Origin of the sequence: Jiangella alba (genome assembly GCF_900106035.1) — a bacterium.
Classification (GTDB): domain Bacteria; phylum Actinomycetota; class Actinomycetes; order Jiangellales; family Jiangellaceae; genus Jiangella; species Jiangella alba.
In genome coordinates, this window is sequence record NZ_FNUC01000004.1 from 1,424,690 (window position 1) to 1,439,780 (window position 15,091).

Annotated in this window: 16 protein-coding genes and 1 riboswitch; of the genes, 7 read left to right on the forward strand and 9 right to left on the reverse strand. The window is 71.0% G+C overall.

What is annotated here, in order from left to right; translation table 11 throughout:
• The first annotated feature begins 8 nt into the window (after positions 1–8).
• Positions 9–650, forward strand: a complete 642-nt coding sequence (gene thiE, locus BLV02_RS24430; RefSeq protein WP_069109205.1) for a thiamine phosphate synthase — start codon at positions 9–11, stop codon at positions 648–650.
• Here the strand turns inward: thiE and BLV02_RS24435 are convergent.
• The gene (locus tag BLV02_RS24435) at positions 647–922 is read right to left on the reverse strand and encodes a GNAT family N-acetyltransferase (RefSeq protein WP_216093966.1); all 276 of its coding nucleotides are present in this window, start codon (positions 920–922) and stop codon (positions 647–649) included. The genes thiE and BLV02_RS24435 overlap by 4 nt on opposite strands.
• A gap of 191 nt (positions 923–1,113) precedes the next feature.
• Between BLV02_RS24435 and BLV02_RS24440 the strand changes: the two genes are divergently transcribed.
• Together BLV02_RS24440 and BLV02_RS24445 are read left to right on the forward strand one after the other, a co-directional pair.
• On the forward strand, positions 1,114–1,749 hold the full coding sequence (locus tag BLV02_RS24440) for a VOC family protein (RefSeq protein ID WP_069109204.1): 636 nt from the start codon (positions 1,114–1,116) through the stop codon (positions 1,747–1,749).
• A 1-nt stretch (position 1,750) separates the two neighbouring features.
• On the forward strand, positions 1,751–2,410 hold the full coding sequence (locus BLV02_RS24445) for an SIMPL domain-containing protein (RefSeq protein ID WP_069109203.1): 660 nt from the start codon (positions 1,751–1,753) through the stop codon (positions 2,408–2,410).
• An 18-nt stretch (positions 2,411–2,428) separates the two neighbouring features.
• Here BLV02_RS24445 and BLV02_RS24450 read toward each other — a convergent pair whose 3' ends face one another.
• The 6 genes from BLV02_RS24450 to BLV02_RS24475 form a co-directional block, all read right to left on the reverse strand.
• Complete coding sequence (locus tag BLV02_RS24450; RefSeq protein WP_069109202.1) at positions 2,429–3,205, reverse strand: ABC transporter permease; 777 nt, start codon at positions 3,203–3,205, stop codon at positions 2,429–2,431.
• The gene (locus BLV02_RS24455; RefSeq protein WP_069109201.1) at positions 3,202–4,290 is read right to left on the reverse strand and encodes an ATP-binding cassette domain-containing protein; all 1,089 of its coding nucleotides are present in this window, start codon (positions 4,288–4,290) and stop codon (positions 3,202–3,204) included. Before BLV02_RS24455 ends, BLV02_RS24450 begins: the two co-directional genes overlap by 4 nt.
• Before the next feature lie 123 nt (positions 4,291–4,413).
• Positions 4,414–5,280 (reverse strand): fructosamine kinase family protein, encoded by an 867-nt coding sequence (locus tag BLV02_RS24460; protein ID WP_216093965.1) that lies wholly within the window; start codon positions 5,278–5,280, stop codon positions 4,414–4,416.
• Positions 5,261–5,797, reverse strand: a complete 537-nt coding sequence (locus BLV02_RS24465; RefSeq protein WP_069109593.1) for a low molecular weight protein-tyrosine-phosphatase — start codon at positions 5,795–5,797, stop codon at positions 5,261–5,263. The genes BLV02_RS24460 and BLV02_RS24465 overlap by 20 nt, the downstream gene beginning before the upstream one ends.
• Positions 5,798–5,810: 13 nt before the next feature.
• Complete coding sequence (locus BLV02_RS24470; protein ID WP_069109200.1) at positions 5,811–6,248, reverse strand: hypothetical protein; 438 nt, start codon at positions 6,246–6,248, stop codon at positions 5,811–5,813.
• 196 nt (positions 6,249–6,444) lie between these two features.
• On the reverse strand, positions 6,445–6,819 hold the full coding sequence (locus BLV02_RS24475; RefSeq protein WP_069109199.1) for a phage holin family protein: 375 nt from the start codon (positions 6,817–6,819) through the stop codon (positions 6,445–6,447).
• 54 nt (positions 6,820–6,873) lie between these two features.
• On the opposite strand from BLV02_RS24475, the gene hisC reads away from it, so the two are divergent.
• Both hisC and BLV02_RS24485 read left to right on the forward strand, forming a co-directional pair.
• Complete coding sequence (gene hisC / locus BLV02_RS24480; RefSeq protein WP_069109198.1) at positions 6,874–7,944, forward strand: histidinol-phosphate transaminase; 1,071 nt, start codon at positions 6,874–6,876, stop codon at positions 7,942–7,944.
• A 301-nt stretch (positions 7,945–8,245) separates the two neighbouring features.
• Positions 8,246–9,655, forward strand: a complete 1,410-nt coding sequence (locus BLV02_RS24485; RefSeq protein ID WP_083288212.1) for a tetratricopeptide repeat protein — start codon at positions 8,246–8,248, stop codon at positions 9,653–9,655.
• Positions 9,656–9,730: 75 nt separating this feature from the next.
• On the opposite strand, the gene BLV02_RS36740 is transcribed toward BLV02_RS24485, so the two are convergent.
• Together BLV02_RS36740 and BLV02_RS24490 are read right to left on the reverse strand one after the other, a co-directional pair.
• Positions 9,731–9,895, reverse strand: a complete 165-nt coding sequence (locus BLV02_RS36740; protein ID WP_171906625.1) for a hypothetical protein — start codon at positions 9,893–9,895, stop codon at positions 9,731–9,733.
• Positions 9,896–10,002: 107 nt separating this feature from the next.
• Positions 10,003–10,965: an EamA family transporter gene (locus BLV02_RS24490; protein WP_069109196.1), complete on the reverse strand. Its 963-nt coding sequence runs from the start codon at positions 10,963–10,965 to the stop codon at positions 10,003–10,005.
• 183 nt (positions 10,966–11,148) lie between these two features.
• A riboswitch (cobalamin riboswitch) is annotated at positions 11,149–11,381 on the forward strand.
• A gap of 172 nt (positions 11,382–11,553) precedes the next feature.
• On the opposite strand from BLV02_RS24490, the gene BLV02_RS24495 reads away from it, so the two are divergent.
• On the forward strand, positions 11,554–14,088 hold the full coding sequence (locus tag BLV02_RS24495) for a ribonucleoside-diphosphate reductase subunit alpha (protein ID WP_069109195.1): 2,535 nt from the start codon (positions 11,554–11,556) through the stop codon (positions 14,086–14,088).
• A 13-nt stretch (positions 14,089–14,101) separates the two neighbouring features.
• Positions 14,102–15,088, forward strand: a complete 987-nt coding sequence (locus BLV02_RS24500; RefSeq protein ID WP_069109194.1) for a ribonucleotide-diphosphate reductase subunit beta — start codon at positions 14,102–14,104, stop codon at positions 15,086–15,088.
• Positions 15,089–15,091: the final 3 nt, after the last annotated feature.

Genomic DNA, 15,091 nt, shown 5'->3' on the forward strand with positions numbered 1-15,091 from the left:
CTCCGGCTGTGACCCCCGACCCGAGACAGCGGCTGGCCGACGCCCGGCTCTACCTGTGCACCGACGCCCGGCGCGACCGCGGCGACCTCGAGTCGTTCCTGCACGCGGCGCTGTCCGGCGGCGTCGACATCGTCCAGCTGCGCGACAAGTCGCTGGACGCGCGCACCGAACTGGAGCTGCAGCCGCTGGTGGCGCGGGTCGCGGCCGAGCACGGCGCGCTGGTCGCCGTCAACGACCGCGCCGACCTCGCCGAGCTGGCCGGAGCGGCCATCCTGCACACCGGCCAGGAGGATCTCCCGGTCGCGGCGAGCCGGCGGCTGCTCGGGCCGGACGTGCTGCTGGGCCGGTCGACGCACTCCGCCGAGCAGGCCGCGGTGGCCGAGGCCGACCCCGACGTCGACTACTTCTGTGTCGGCCCGGTCTGGCCGACGCCCACCAAGCAGGGCCGCCCGGCCGTCGGCGTCGAGACCGTGAAGGCCGTGGCCGCCACGGCGCCGGCCACGCCGTGGTTCGCCATCGGCGGCATCGACGAGCGCAGTGTCGCCGAAGTGGTCGACGCGGGCGCCCGCCGGGTGGTCGTCGTCCGCGCCATCACCGCCGCGGACGACCCGCGGGCCGCCGCCCGGCGGCTGCGTGCCGCCGTGGGCTAACCGGCCCGCAGGTCGGCGTACTCGGGATGCTTGTCGAGGTAGCCGGCCACGAACGGGCACTGGGGTACGACCTCGAGGTCGCCCTCCCGGGCGTCGTCGAGCAGGGCCCGGGCCAGCGCGCCGCCGACGCCCTTGCCCTCGGCGGCCTCCTCGACCACGGTGTGCAACGCCACGATCTCGTTGTCGCGGCGGGTGTAGGTGAGTTCGCCGACCCGGAGTCCGTCCAGGTAGGCGGCGTAGCTGCGGGCGGTCCTGGTGATCTCGATGCTCACGCGCAGTCGCCTCCAGGTGCGCTGGATCGATGCCACAGATGCTGCATGATCATGTCTACTCGTGCCGGTGACCCTTCGTACCGATCTTCCCGATTCGCAGTGATCACCGATCTGCAACGTTAACGCACCCGGCGGGCCGCCCGGAGGGCCTCGGCTCGCCAAACCGGTCCGGAGACTGCCACGATGCACGGATGCGCCTCGATCACCTCTCGTACGCGGCCGGACCGGACGGACTCGACGCCACCGCGCAGCGGCTGGCCGGTGAGCTGGGGGTCGACCTCGTCGACGGCGGCCTGCATCCGCGCTTCGGCACCCGCAACCGGGTCTTGCCGCTGGCCGGCGGGCACTACCTCGAGGTGGTGGCGGCGCTGGACCACCCCGTCGTCGACAAGGTGCCGTTCGGCCAGGCGGTCAAGGCACGGTCCGAGGCCGGCGGCGGCTGGCTCGGCTGGGTCGTCGCGGTCGACGACCTCGCGCCCATCGAGGAGCGGCTGGGCCGGCCCGCCGTCGGCGGCCACCGGGTGCGCCCTGACGGCTACGACCTCGTGTGGCGGCAGATCGGCGTCATGGGCCTCATGAACGACCCGCAGCTGCCGTTCTTCGTGCACTGGGAGTCCGACGCCGCCGAGCACCCGTCGAAGGGCGGCCACGACGTCGAGCTGCTCAGCCTCGACATCGCCGGCGACCCGCACTTCGTCACGGCGTGGCTGGGCGAGCCCGAGGACCACCCGCTCGACGACGTCGACGTGCGCTGGCTGCCGGCGAACGGCGGCCCGGGCGTGCGCTCGGTGCGGTTCCGCACCGCCCACGGAGAGGTCACGGTCTGAGATGGTCACCATCACCGTCGCCGGTACGGCGCACCGTCTGGTGCCGGCCGAGCGCGGTACCGTCCACCTGCGCGCCACCCGCGAAGCGCGCCGCTCGGCCGACGTCGTCCCGTTCGTCGCCGACCTGCACGCCCGGCTGTCCGCCGACGCCGAACGCTACGTCACGGCGGGCGCGGCCACGCGGTGGTCGGCCGACCAGGTGTACGTGTCGACGGTGCAGCGCTACCGCCGCGACTCCGACGTCGCCGAGACGTTCCAGGTGGCCGCCGCCGGGGTGGCGGTGCGGTTCTCCGACTTCGCCGCGCTGTCGACGTGGGTCACCGACGCCGGCGCGGTCGACGGCGTGGTGGTCGACGGCGTCGACTGGGAGCTGACCGACGACCACCGCCGCGAGATCGAGCGCGAGGTGCGGGCCGAGGCCGTGCGCGACGCCCAGGAGCGGGCGGCCACCTACGCCGCCGCGCTCGGTCTCGCGAAGGCGGACGTGACAGCGCTGTACGAGCCGGGCCTCCGGTCGCACGATCAGCCGGGGTTCGAGGGTGCCAGGGTGGTGCAGTTCGGCCACGCGGCGTCGGCCGACCACGGCGGTCCGTCGGTGTCGCTGCGCCCGGAACGGATCGAGGTGTCGGTGACGATCTCCGCCGACTTCACCGCATCCTGATCCGGGCGCAGCCGGCCGTCAGGCGTCGCGTTTCTTGAACAGGTACCAGGCGACGGCCAGGATGATTGCGACGAACGCCGCGAAAACACCACCGGACTCCCAGCGGCTCAGGTAGTCGAAGTCGGGACCGCCGTTGGCCTCGTATGGGCTGGTGGCCAGCAGCCGGGCCCCGGCCGAGAACGGCAGGAACTTCAGCGCCGGCTGCAGCCAGTCCAGCGCCGGCACCAGCGACAGCCCGGAGATCAGACCCTCGACCAGCAGCGGCGTCACCAGCAGAACCACGATGGCGCTGGGCACGCCGCGGAACAGCTGAGCCAGCGCCAGGCCGCAGATGGCGTACAGGATGACCAGCACGAAGTAGCCGGGGATGACCTGGTCGATCGGGCTGCCGAAGGACGGCATCTCGCCCCAGAAGATCAGCCCGAGGCCGAGGTTGACGGCCAGCGACACCGCGACCACCACCGCCGACCAGATGCTGACCATGATGATCTTCGCCAGCAGCAGCCGGGACCGCTGCGGGATGGCCGTGAGCGTCGGCTGGATGGTGCCGTGGCGGTACTCGTGGCCAGTGGAGAAGACCCCGATGATCGACATGAACACCGGGATGAAGGTGGCGAACTCGGCGCCGCCGGTGAGGACCTGGGCGGTGATGTCGTCGTCGAGCGGGTCGTTGCGGGTGGCGTAGGCGATGATGAACGCCACGCCGGCGGTGATGAGGACGCCGATGCCGCTCAGCCAGTAGGTCGAGCGCAGAGTGCGGAGCCGCACCCATTCGAAGCGGAGCGCGCTGCTCATGCCGCACCTCCCGGGGTCGGGCCGCCGGGTTGCGATGGCGGGACGGGTGGCGCGGCGGGCGGGCCGGCCGCGGGGACCTCCGCGGCGCCGGGCGCGCTGCCTGCCGGCCCGAGGTCGTGCGCGACGTATTCCTCGGATTCGCCGGTGGCGGTGATGAACGCGGTCTCGAGCGACGCGGTCTGCGTGACCAGCTCATGCAGCATGATCGTGTTCTGGAAGGCCAGCTCGCCCACGGCGGCGGTCTCGATGCCCGACACCCGCAGGGCCGGCGACGGCGGCGGGCCCGCGGCGGCGGCCGCTGCCACCGCGGCGGGGTCGTCGCTTGCCGGCCGGGCGGTCGCGGGCACCTCCTCGACGGTGACGCCGTCGACGCGGCGGAGTAGCTCGGCCAGCTGGCCCGCCTGCGGGCTGCGCACCAGCACGCTGGACTGGGTGAAGTCGCGGACGAAGCCGTCGACGTCGCCGTTGTAGATCATCTTGCCGCGGCCGATGACGACCAGCTGGTCGGCCATCAGCGCCATCTCGGACAGCAGGTGGCTGGAGACGAAGATGGTCCGGCCCTGGTCGGCCAGCGACTTGAGGACGGTGCGCAGCCAGTGGATGCCGCTGGGGTCGAGGCCGTTGGCGGGCTCGTCGAGGATCAGCGTCTGGGGGTCGCCGAGCAGCGCCTGGGCCAGGCCCAGCCGCTGTGCCATGCCGAGGGAGAAGTTCTTCGGCTTCTTGTTCTTCACCTCGGTGAGGCCGACGAACTCGAGCACTTCGTCGACCCGGTGGAACGCGATGCCGCTGCCCGCCGCCAGCATGCGCAGGTGGTTGCGGGCGGTGCGGGTCGGGTGGAACGCCTTGGACTCGAGCACGGCGCCGATCTCGCGCATCGGGTGCGCGATGGTGCCGAACTTCCGCCCGTCGAACAGCGTCTCACCGCCACCGTTGTCGAGGTCGAGCATGAGGCGCATGGTGGTGGACTTGCCCGCGCCGTTGGGTCCGAGGAAGCCCGTCACCATGCCGGGACGCACCTCGAACGACAGATGATCGACGGCGGTCTTCGCGCCGTATCGTTTGTACAACCCCTGGGCCGTGATCATGATCTCCCGATCGTTGGTCGGTCGCTGCGAACCTACCGGGTCGCAGGCCGCTGCCAGCTCATTCGCGCTGCGGAAGCTGCGTGTCCGACCAGAGGAGGAGGGGCAAAGCCCGGCGAACCCGGATCAGCCGGCCCGCAGCGCCTGCCGGGCCAGCCGGCCGGCCTGGGCGCCGTACGACCCGCCGAACAGCACGGCGTGGACGAGCACGGGGTGCAGCTGGTGCAGCGGCAGCCGTTCGCGCCAGCCCGCGGCCAGCGGCCAGGCCTCGTCGTAGGCGGCGAGGACGCGGTCGAGGTGCGGCAGGCCGAACAGCGTGAGCATGGCGAGGTCGGTCTCGCGGTGGCCGCCGTGCGCGGCGGGGTCGACGAGGTACGCGCCGGTCTCGGTCCACAGCACGTTGCCGGCCCAGAGGTCGCCGTGGACCAGCGCCGGCGGCTCGTCCGGTCCGGCCAGCCGGGGGAGGTCGGCGATGACCTTCTCGACGTCGGCGACGGTGCGTCTGTCGACGGCGCCGGCCTTGCGGGCCGTGCGCAGGTACGGCTCCAGCCGCCCGTAGGCCCACAGGTCCGGCCAGCGTTTCCAGGGCCCGTGCGGGAGGTCGAGGCTGCCGATCCAGCCGGGGCCGTCGGCCGTGCCGAACACGTCGGCGCCGTGCCGGTGCGTGGCGGCGAGGGCGCGGCCGAACCGTTCCGCGGCCGTCGCCGACGGGACGCCCGTCGTGACCCATTCGAGGACCAGGCAGTGTTCGTCGTGCGCGAGCATCCGCGGGACGGGGACGCCGCCCGGGGCCGCCGCCAGCCGCGTCAGCCCGAGCGCCTCGGCCGGGAAGAATCCCGGCGGCGCGCCCGCCCGGGTCTTGACGAAGACCGTGCGGCCGTCGCCCAGCCGGGCCCGCCGGGCTTCGCAGATGGAACCGCCGCCGACCGGGGTGAGCGATTCGACGGCGGTGCCCAGCAGCGTGTGCAGATGCTCACTGTCGACTGGGCTCACCACCCGGCACGTCGAGCTCGATCTCCTGGCGCACCGCCGCGACGAAGCCGTCGGCGGCCCGCTCGATCATCAGCAGCACGTGGACGAACGCGGCGTCGTCGCCGTAGTAGGGGTCGGGCACGTCGGTGTCGTCGCCGGCCATGACGTCGGGGTCGTAGCTGCGCAGCAACTGCACCTTGGCGCGGGTGTCGTCGTCGCGGGCCAGCGTGCTGAGGCCGGCGAAGTTCTCGCGGTCGAGGGCCAGCACGAGGTCGACGTCGGCGAACCACTCGCGGCGGAACTGGCGGGCGCGGTGGGCGCTGCCGTCGTAGCCGTGGTGGTGCAGCGCGGCGACCGCGCGGGGGTCGGCCGGCTGGCCGGCGTGCCAGCCGCCGGTGCCGGCGGAGTCGACGGTGACGAGGTCGCCCAGGCCGGCCTGCTCGAGGCGGTGGCGCAGCACGAACTCGGCGATGGGCGACCGGCAGATGTTGCCGGCGCAGACGACGCAGACGCGGTATGGGGTAGTGGAATCCGTCACGGCCACAGGCGCCTCAGCGGCGCTGGCGCGCGAGCTCCCCGACGGCCAACGCGAGCTCGGTGGCCAGATCGAAGGACCGCTCGTGGTTGGGGTTGCTGCGCATCCACAGGCAGATCGTCTGCACGACCGCACCGGACCACGCGGGGTCACGGCGCAGCGCGTGGCGGACGGAGACCGGCCGCGGCGCGAAGGACGTGACGTCGAACCACTGGCCGTCGGCGAAGGCGAGCATGGGGTTGCCGTGCGGATCGTCGTAGACGACCTCGTAGACCATCGAGCCCACCAGCGCGTGCCGGTTGGAGTCGGGTTCCGGGTATCCCGGTGGAGTCGTGACCGCGAGCGGCGCCGGAGGCGACGCGGACGTGCCGCGCTCCGGGTGCCGGGCGCGCTGATGGCCCGAAGGAGGTTGCTCGGTCAGGACCGAACCGACGGGGCCGTAGCCGATCGTCATCTGTTCACCATGCCCACACTGAGTTCAGGGCACAACGAACCCCCGTGGCGCCGGCAGAAACGGGCGCCTATCCGTCGTGCAGAGGATGCTAGGCCAAAGGTACGTCAAACATCGGCCCAGCGGAAGAAGGGTCGTATCAAGTAGGCGTTAAGGTCCACGCCCCGACGACGGATGGACGACCGCGTGCCGCCGTTCGTCAGTTCGGCAACAACAGATTCAGGAGCCAGCTGACGAACGAGACCACCAGCGCGCCGAGCACGGCCGACCAGAAGAAGTCGTCGACGTGGAAGGGCACGTCCAGTGCGTCGGCGATCCACGAGGTCAGCTCGAACATCAGCGCGTTGACGATCAACGTGAAGAGACCGAGGGTCAAGATCAGCAGTGGTAGAGACAACAACTGGACCACTGGTTTGATGAACGCGTTGATCAGACCGAAGATGAGGGCCACGACAAGCAAGGTCAGGATCTCGCTTGACGTGCTGTCAGAGCTGATGGTCACGCCGTCGACGATCCGGGTCGCCACCCACAGGGCGAATCCGTTGACGAGCAGGCGGATGATGAAGGACGTCACGGCTGCCGAGCGTACACATCCGGGGCCGTTCGCGGGAGCGGCTATCGTGCGGACATGGTGCGCATTCGCAAGGCTCTCGACGGTCTGCCGTCCTACAAGCCGGGCCGGCCGGCCGCACCCGCCGCGGGCGCGGTGCCGGCGTTCAAGATCTCCTCGAACGAGAACCCCTATCCGCCGCTGCCCGGCGTCCTCGAGGCCGTCACGGCCACGGCCGGCTCGCTGAACCGCTACCCGGACCTGTTCGCCACCGAGCTGGTGGCGGCGCTGGCCGACCGCTTCGGCGTGCCGCCCGAGCACATCGCCACCGGCACCGGCAGCGTCGGCGTGCTGCAGCAGATCATCCAGGCCACGGCCGCCGAGGGCGACGAAGTGGTCTACGCCTGGCGGTCGTTCGAGGCGTACCCCATCGTGGTCGGCATCTCCGGCGCCACGGCGGTGGAGGTGCCGCTGGCCGCCGGCGCGCGGCACGACCTCGACGCCATGGCCGACGCCATCACCGACCGCACCCGCCTGGTGCTCGTGTGCACGCCGAACAACCCGACCGGGCCGGTGGCCGGGCGCGATGAGCTGGCCGCGTTCGTGCGCCGGGTGCCCGAGGACGTCCTGGTGGTGGTCGACGAGGCGTACCGCGAGTTCGTCCGCGACCCCGCCGCCGCCGACGGCCTCGAGCTCTACCGCCGACACCGCAACGTGTGCGTGCTGCGCACGTTCTCGAAGGCGTACGGCCTGGCCGGGCTCCGCGTCGGGTTCGCCATCGCGCACGACGACGTCGCCGACGCACTGCGCAAGACCGCGGTGCCGTTCGGTGTCTCCGGCATCGCCCAGCGAGCCGCCGTCGAGTCGCTGGCCCGCGAGGCCGAGCTGCTCGAGCGGGTCGAGGCCCTGGTCAGCGAGCGCACCCGGGTGTACGACGCGCTGACGGCGCAGGGATGGGAGATTCCTCACACCGAGGCGAACTTCGTGTGGCTGGCGCTGGGCGAGCGGACGCTCGACTTCGCCCGCTTCTGCGAGGACGAAGGGCTGGTCGTACGCCCATTCGCCGGCGACGGCTGCCGGGTCACGATCGCCGAGCGCGAGGCCAATGACAGGCTGATCCGACTGGCCGCCGAATGGCGGGTTGGCTAACGCTTTCCAAAGGACGCATATCCCTGCGTGCAGGGGGAACAAGCACGGACGGCGTCCTGCGTTCGGGGGGCGAGACGCCGGACGCCGTCCGTGCAGTCTGTGGCTACCGCATCAGCAGCAGAATTGTCCGGGGCTCCCGGCCGGCGCGATTGTGGCGACAGCCGGCGTGCCCACGGCGAAGACGAGTGCGAACGCTGCGACAGCCGCGACCACGACTCGCTTGGCACGCCCCATCTAGATCGAACTCCTAAAGTCGGCATTTGGGCTGGCAAAATGTGACTGACTGTAGTCCAATACTGTCATGACAGAAGACCAGCCAGCAACAGTGGACGAGGCGCCGCTTCCGACGCCCGTCGGGCAGCGTATCCGATCCCGCCGGTTGGAACTCGGACTTTCCCAGGCGGAGATCGCCGAGGGCATGCTGTCCCCCAGCTACGTCTCGCTCGTCGAGAGCGGCCGTCGCCAGCCGGCCTCGTCCGCGCTCTCGCACATCGCCGAGCGGCTGCGCATCGACGTCGAGTACCTGCGCGACGGCGTCGACGCGTCCGTCCGTACCAAGGCCCGCCTCGCCCTCGGCCGCGCCGAGATGGCGCTGCGCGATGGCCGGGCCGACGAGGCGTACGAGCAGTTCACCGTGCTGGTCGGGGATCCTGGTCTGAACGACGAGCAGAGCCGCGCCGCCCGCCTGGGCCGGGCGCTGGCCCGCGAGCGCACCGGCGACCTCGAGGGCGCCATCGGGCTGCTCAGCGAGCTGGCCGACGAAGCGCGGCAGTCGCCCGCGGTGCAGTCGTGGCTCGACGTCGCCATCGCGCTCACCCGGTGCTACGACCGCGTCGGCGACTACGACATGGCCATCCAGGTCGGTGAAGAGGCCCGTCGCGCGGCCTTCGACCTCGGGCTCGAGAACACCGACGAGTACATCCGCCTCGGCTGCACGGTGCTCGGCGCCTACTCCGGCCGTGGCGACCTCGTGCGGTCCAACGCGCTCGCGGCCGAGCTGGTGGCCGCCGCCGACCGCATCGGCACGCCGCACACCCGCGGCGCGGCGTACTGGAACGCCTCGCTCATCGCCGAGTCCCGCGGCGAGCTGGCGCTGGCGTTGAACCTGGTCGACCGCGCGCTGGCGATGTTCGGCGAGGGCGACGACCTCCGCAACCTCGCCCGGCTGCGGCTGGCGCACGCCTGGCTGCTGCTGCAGGGCAGCGAGCCCCAGGCCCAGGAGGCACTGGCGGTCCTCGACGGCGTCGAGGCGGCCATCCGCCAGCACGGCAGCATCACCGACATCGCGACCTTCAGCACCCATCGCGCCGAGGCGCTGCTGCGGCTCGGCCGGCTCGACGACGCCCGCACCGCCGCCGACACCGCGCTGCGCGAACTGGGCGACCGGCCGTGGATCGGCGGGGCACTGGCCCGGCTCACCCTCGCCCGGGTGCTGCGCGCGCAGGGCGACGTCGAGCAGAGCATCCGCGAGGCCGCGCTGGCCGCGTCGGCGCTCGAGTCCATGGGGGCCACTCGAGTGGCGGCCCGGGCCTGGCGCGAGCTGGCCGACCTCTACCGCGACCTCGGTCGCACCGACGCGGCGCTCGATGCCTACGACAACGCGCTCCGGTCGGTCCGGGTCGGCCCGCACATCCCGGCCGGCCTCGCCGACGAAGCCGTCAGCGGGAGCTTCGACGCCCCGCTGGGCCTCACGCCGTCGGCCACGGCCTGACGAGCGACGCACACCGTCACACAGCGATGCCCCGGCGCCAGTCAGGCGCCGGGGCATCGCTGTGAGTTGCGGCTGTCAGCAACAGAAGTCGGAGCCGCCGTCCGGCGTGTCGCGCACGCCGTCGTCGTTCCACGGGGCCACTTCCCCCGGCGTAGCGCCGACGCCGCCGGCAGCAACCACGGCGGTGCCAGCCAAGCCGGCCACGGCGACCAGCGCCGCGAGGACGATCCTTCGCTTCACATCCTTCACTCCCTTTCGGCGGGTGGGACGCGATGTGCGCGTCCTTTCGGACGACCGTGCCGCATCCTCGCAACGTCCTCGACGACTGTCAACGCCGAGAGGTGGTGTCAGGTGAGCGCCTCGTCCGGTGTGCGGTCGGGAGCAGGGTCGGATCGGCGCCCCTGAGCCGGCCTGCGTTCGCCGTTCATCACCAGGACGACGCCGCCGACCACCAGTGCGCCGCCGGCCAGCACGATCGACGTCACCGGCTCGGACAGGACGGCCCAGCCGAGCAGCACCGCGACCACCGGGTTGACGTACGCGTACGTCCCGATCAGCGACAGCGGCGCCACCGACAGCAGGTACGCGTAGGCGGTGTACCCCAGCAGCGACCCGAACAGCACCAGGTACGCCACCGCCACCCACCCCTCCGCCTGGATCGCCGAGAGGTCCAGTCCGCTGAGCTCGCCGCTGGCCACGGACACCACGAGCATGACCAGCCCGGCGGTGAGCATCTCGTACGCCGACGCGACCAGCGCGTTGCGCGGCAGCCCCAGTCGCGGCGAGAAGTAGGACCCGAACGCCCAGGAGATGGTGGCGAACAGCAGCAGCCCCACCCCCCACGCCTCGACACCGTCGATGCCACCGCGCGGCAGGCTGATGACGGCCACGCCGGCCAGGCCGACCAGCACGCCGGCCCACGTGAGCAGCGGCGGGCGCTGGCCGCCGGCGACCTGCAGCAGCACGAACCACAGCGAGATCGCCCCGACGATGAGGGCGGCCAGTCCGCTGGGCACCGTCTGCTCGGCGACCGCGACCATGCCGTTGCCGAGCACGAGCAGCAGCAGGCCCATGACCGCCGAGCCGCGCAGTTCGCGTCGTCCGACCCGGATGCGGGACCGGCCGTGCCGCAGCCACAGGAAGCCGAGCAGCAGCAGCCCGGCGAGGGAGAAGCGCAGGCCCATGCCGAGGAACGGCGGGACGTCGGCCTCGACCATGACCCGGATGCCGAGGTACGTCGACCCCCAGACCACGTAGACCACGACGAGCGCGGTCCAGATCATCGCCGGCCGGGCCGTGGCCTGCGTCATGAGCGTCTCCTTCGAACAGTACTGACCGGGCCCATTGTGACGGATCGCCGGGCAGCAGCGACAGCGAGTTTCGGCCATGTCGCTGCAGGATCGGGACAGTGTCGCCGCGGCATCTGTCCCGATGTGGGCGACCGGCAGGCGAGACACTAGATGTAGGTGACTTGCATCTGTGTAAGTACCAGATAGTGTGGCTGTTGCAGCTGGTTCCGCCGGTCAGCCAGATCGGCGGGGGCAACAGGGAACCCGGTGTGAGTCCGGGACTGCCCCGCAGCGGTGAACGGGAACGACCGCCGTCATACAAGCACTGGGCCGCCACCAGGTGGCCTGGGAAGCGACGGCCAGTAGAAGGAGCACCACCCGCCAGGTGGCCCTCCGCGCCCGTGAGTCCGAAGACCTGCCAGCGCACCGCACGCCGCACGCGTGCGGTGGTCCGCGGCTCCCGAGGGAGGGGCCAGGGGACGATACGACGACGTACTCACCGCCGCGCCCGCGCCACCAGCGCGCCCGGCGCGGTGCCGGCGACGCATCTCTCCTGACCCCGGCCTCCGAGCCCGTGGACCGAGCCAGCCGAGCTCGCGAGGAGAGAGCATGAGCGTCAACGTCGTCAAACGCGACGGGTCGGTCGAGCCGTACGACGGCTACAAGATCGCCCGGGCCATCGAGGCCGCCAGCGTGGGCCTGGACAACCAGGTCGCCCGGGTCACCCAGCTGCAGTCCGAACTCGAGATCACCCTGTTCGACGGCATCACCAGCCAGCAGCTCGACGAAGCCGTCGTCCAGGTGGCCCTGCAGAACGTCCGCGACGATCCCGCGTTCGACACCGTCGCGGCGCGGGTGCTGCTGAAGACGGTATACAAGCGGGTCCTCGGCGACTACGAGACCGCTGACCAGCTGGCCGAGCTGCATCGGCTGAGGTTCCCCGGCTACGTGGCGGAGGGCGTGGCCGCCGGGCTCCTCGACGATCGGCTCGCGACCCACTTCGACCTCGACCGGCTGGCGGCGGCGCTGGAGCCTGCGCGCGACGACCTGCTGCGCTACATCGGCGCGGTCACCATGAGTAACCGCTACATGATCAACGACCGCGACGGCCACCGGCTCGAGGTGCCGCAGTTCTTCTGGATGCGGGTCGCGATGGGGCTGTCGCTGAACGAGGCCGACGCCACCGCGGCGGCCGTCGAGTTCTACGGCAAGATGTCCCGCCTCGACTACCTGGCAGCCGGATCGACGCTGGTCAACGCCGGTACGGCGTACTCGCAGCTGTCCAACTGCTTCGTCATGGAGATGCAGGACGACATCGAGCACATCGCCAAGAGCGTGCGCGACGTCATGTGGCTGACCAAGGGGACCGGCGGCATCGGGCTGTCGGTGACGAAGCTGCGCGCCGAGGGCTCGCCGATCCGCAGCAACAACACCGTCTCGACCGGCCCGATCCCGTTCATGCACACCATCGACTCCACGCTGCGTGCGGTGTCGCGCGGCGGCAAGAAGTTCGGCGCGCTGGCCTTCTACATCGAGAACTGGCACCTCGACTTCGGCCAGTTCCTCGACCTCAAGCAGAACGCCGGCGACCCGTACCGCCGGGTCCGCACCGCCAACACGGCGGTCTGGATCTCCGACGAGTTCATGACCCGTGTCGCCAACGACGACGACTGGTACCTGTTCGACCCGCTCGACGTGCCGGACCTGCCGGAGCTGTACGGCGCCGCGTTCAGCCGGCGCTACGCCGAGTACGTCGCGGCGGCCGAGGCCGGCGAGCTGCGCGCGTTCACCCGCATCAAGGCCCGCGAGCAGTTCCGGGCCATCCTGGTGGCCCTGCAGACGACGTCGCACCCGTGGCTGACGTGGAAGGACACCATCAACAACCGGGCGCTCAACGACAACACCGGCACGATCCACCTGTCCAACCTGTGCACCGAGATCACGCTGCCGCAGGACCGCGACAACGTCTCCGTCTGCAACCTCGCCTCGATCAACCTGTCCGCCCACCTCGGCCCGGACGGGTGGCAGTGGGACCGGCTGCGCGAGAGCGTCCGGCTGGCCGTCCGCCAGCTCGACAACCTCATCGACATCACCATCTCGTCGGTGCCCGAGTCCGAGCGGTCCAACGAGCTGAACCGCGCCGTCGGCCTGGGCGTCATGGGCTTCACCGACGTCGTCGAGCGGCTGGGCTGGTCGTACGAGAGCGAGCAGGCCTACGACCTCATCGACCGGCTGATGGAGTTCATCAGCTACCACGCCATCGACGAGAGCGCCGATCTCGCCCGCGAGCGCGGTTCGTACGCCAACTTCGACGGCTCCGGCTGGAGCCGCGGCCTGGTGCCCATCGACACCGTCGACCGCGCCGAGCGGGAGCGCGGCGTGCCGATCACCGTGTCGCGGTCCAGCCGGCTCGACTGGGACGTGCTGCGCGCCAAGGTCCGCGGCGGCATGCGCAACGCCACCCTCATGGCCATCGCCCCGACGGCGTCCATCGGCCTGGTCGCCGGCACCACGCCGGGCCTGGACCCGCAGTTCTCCCAGCTGTTCAGCCGGGCCACCAGCTCCGGCAAGTTCCTGGAGGTCAACCGCAACCTGGTGGCCGACCTCAAGGAGCGCGGGCTGTGGGAGGACGTCCGCGAGGACCTGCTGCGGGCCCAGGGCGACGTGTCGGCGCTGGAGGCCGTCCCGGCCGACCTCAAGGCGATCTACCAGACCTCGTTCCAGCTGTCGCCGTACGCGTTCATCGAGGTGGCGGCGCGGGCGCAGAAGTGGATCGACCAGGCCATCAGCCGCAACATGTACCTCGAGACGCGCGACATCGACGACATGGTCGACATCTACTCGGCGGCGTGGGCGAAGGGCGTCAAGACCACCTACTACCTGCACGTCAAGCCGCGGCACACGGCCGAGCAGAGCACCGTCCGGGTGAACAAGGCCGAGTCGCTGGCCGGCACCGGCGCCTCGTCCGGCGGGCAGCGACGCGGCTTCGGCGCCGCTCGCGCGGCGGCGCCCGCACCCGCACCCGCGCCCGCCTCAGCCCCCGCGCCCGCCCCGGCCGCGACGCTGCCCGTCGTCACGGAGCCCGAGGCGGACGCCTGCCCGATCGATCCGCAGGAACGCCTGCAGTGCGAGTCCTGCCAGTGAAGGGGAACCGACGATGAGCATTCTCGGCACCGGCATCCAGGAGGGCCTGCTGCTCAAGCCGGTCCGCTACCCGTGGGCCTACGAGCTGTACAACCAGGCCGTCGCGAACACGTGGTTCCCGCACGAGGTCCAGCTCGGCGAGGACATGGCCGACTTCCGGAAGATGTCCGACGAAGAGCGGCACGCGCTGACGTTCCTGATGAGCTACTTCAACCCCAACGAGCTGCTGGTGAACAAGGCGCTCGCGTTCGGCGTGTACCCGTACCTCAGCGCGGCCGAGGCGCACCTCTACCTCGCCAAGCAGATGTGGGAGGAGGCCAACCACGTCATGGCCTTCGAGTACGTCCTCGAGACGTTCCCCATCGACCGCGAGCAGGCCTACGCCGCGCACCTCACCGTCCCGTCCATGGTGGCGAAGGAGGAGTTCGAGGTCCGCTACATCAAGCGGATGACCGAGCAGACGCTCGACGTCACCACCGTCGAGGGCAAGCAGGACTTCGTCCGGAACCTGGTCGCCTACAACATCGTGCTGGAGGGCATCTGGTTCTACAGCGGGTTCATGGTGGCGCTGAGCTTCCGGCAGCGGAACCTGCTGCGCAACTTCGCGTCGCTGATCGACTGGATCGTCCGCGACGAGAGCCTGCACCTCAAGTTCGGCATCAACCTCGTCCTCACCGTGCTGGACGAGAACCCGGAGCTGCAGACGCCGGAGTTCGCCGCCGAGATCGAGCAGATGATCATCGACGGCGTCGAGATGGAGGAGCGGTACAACCGCGACCTGCTGCCCACCGGCATCCTGGGGATGAACGCCGAGTACATCAACCAGTACGTGCGGTACCTCGCCGACCGGCGGCTGGAGGAGCTGGGTTTCGAGCCGCACTACAAGGTCGCCAATCCCGCGAAGTGGATGGCGACTGCCAACGACACGCTGCAACTGGTGAACTTCTTCGAGTCCATCAACACCAGCTACGAGGTCGACGCTCGCGCGAGCGGAGGATAGGGA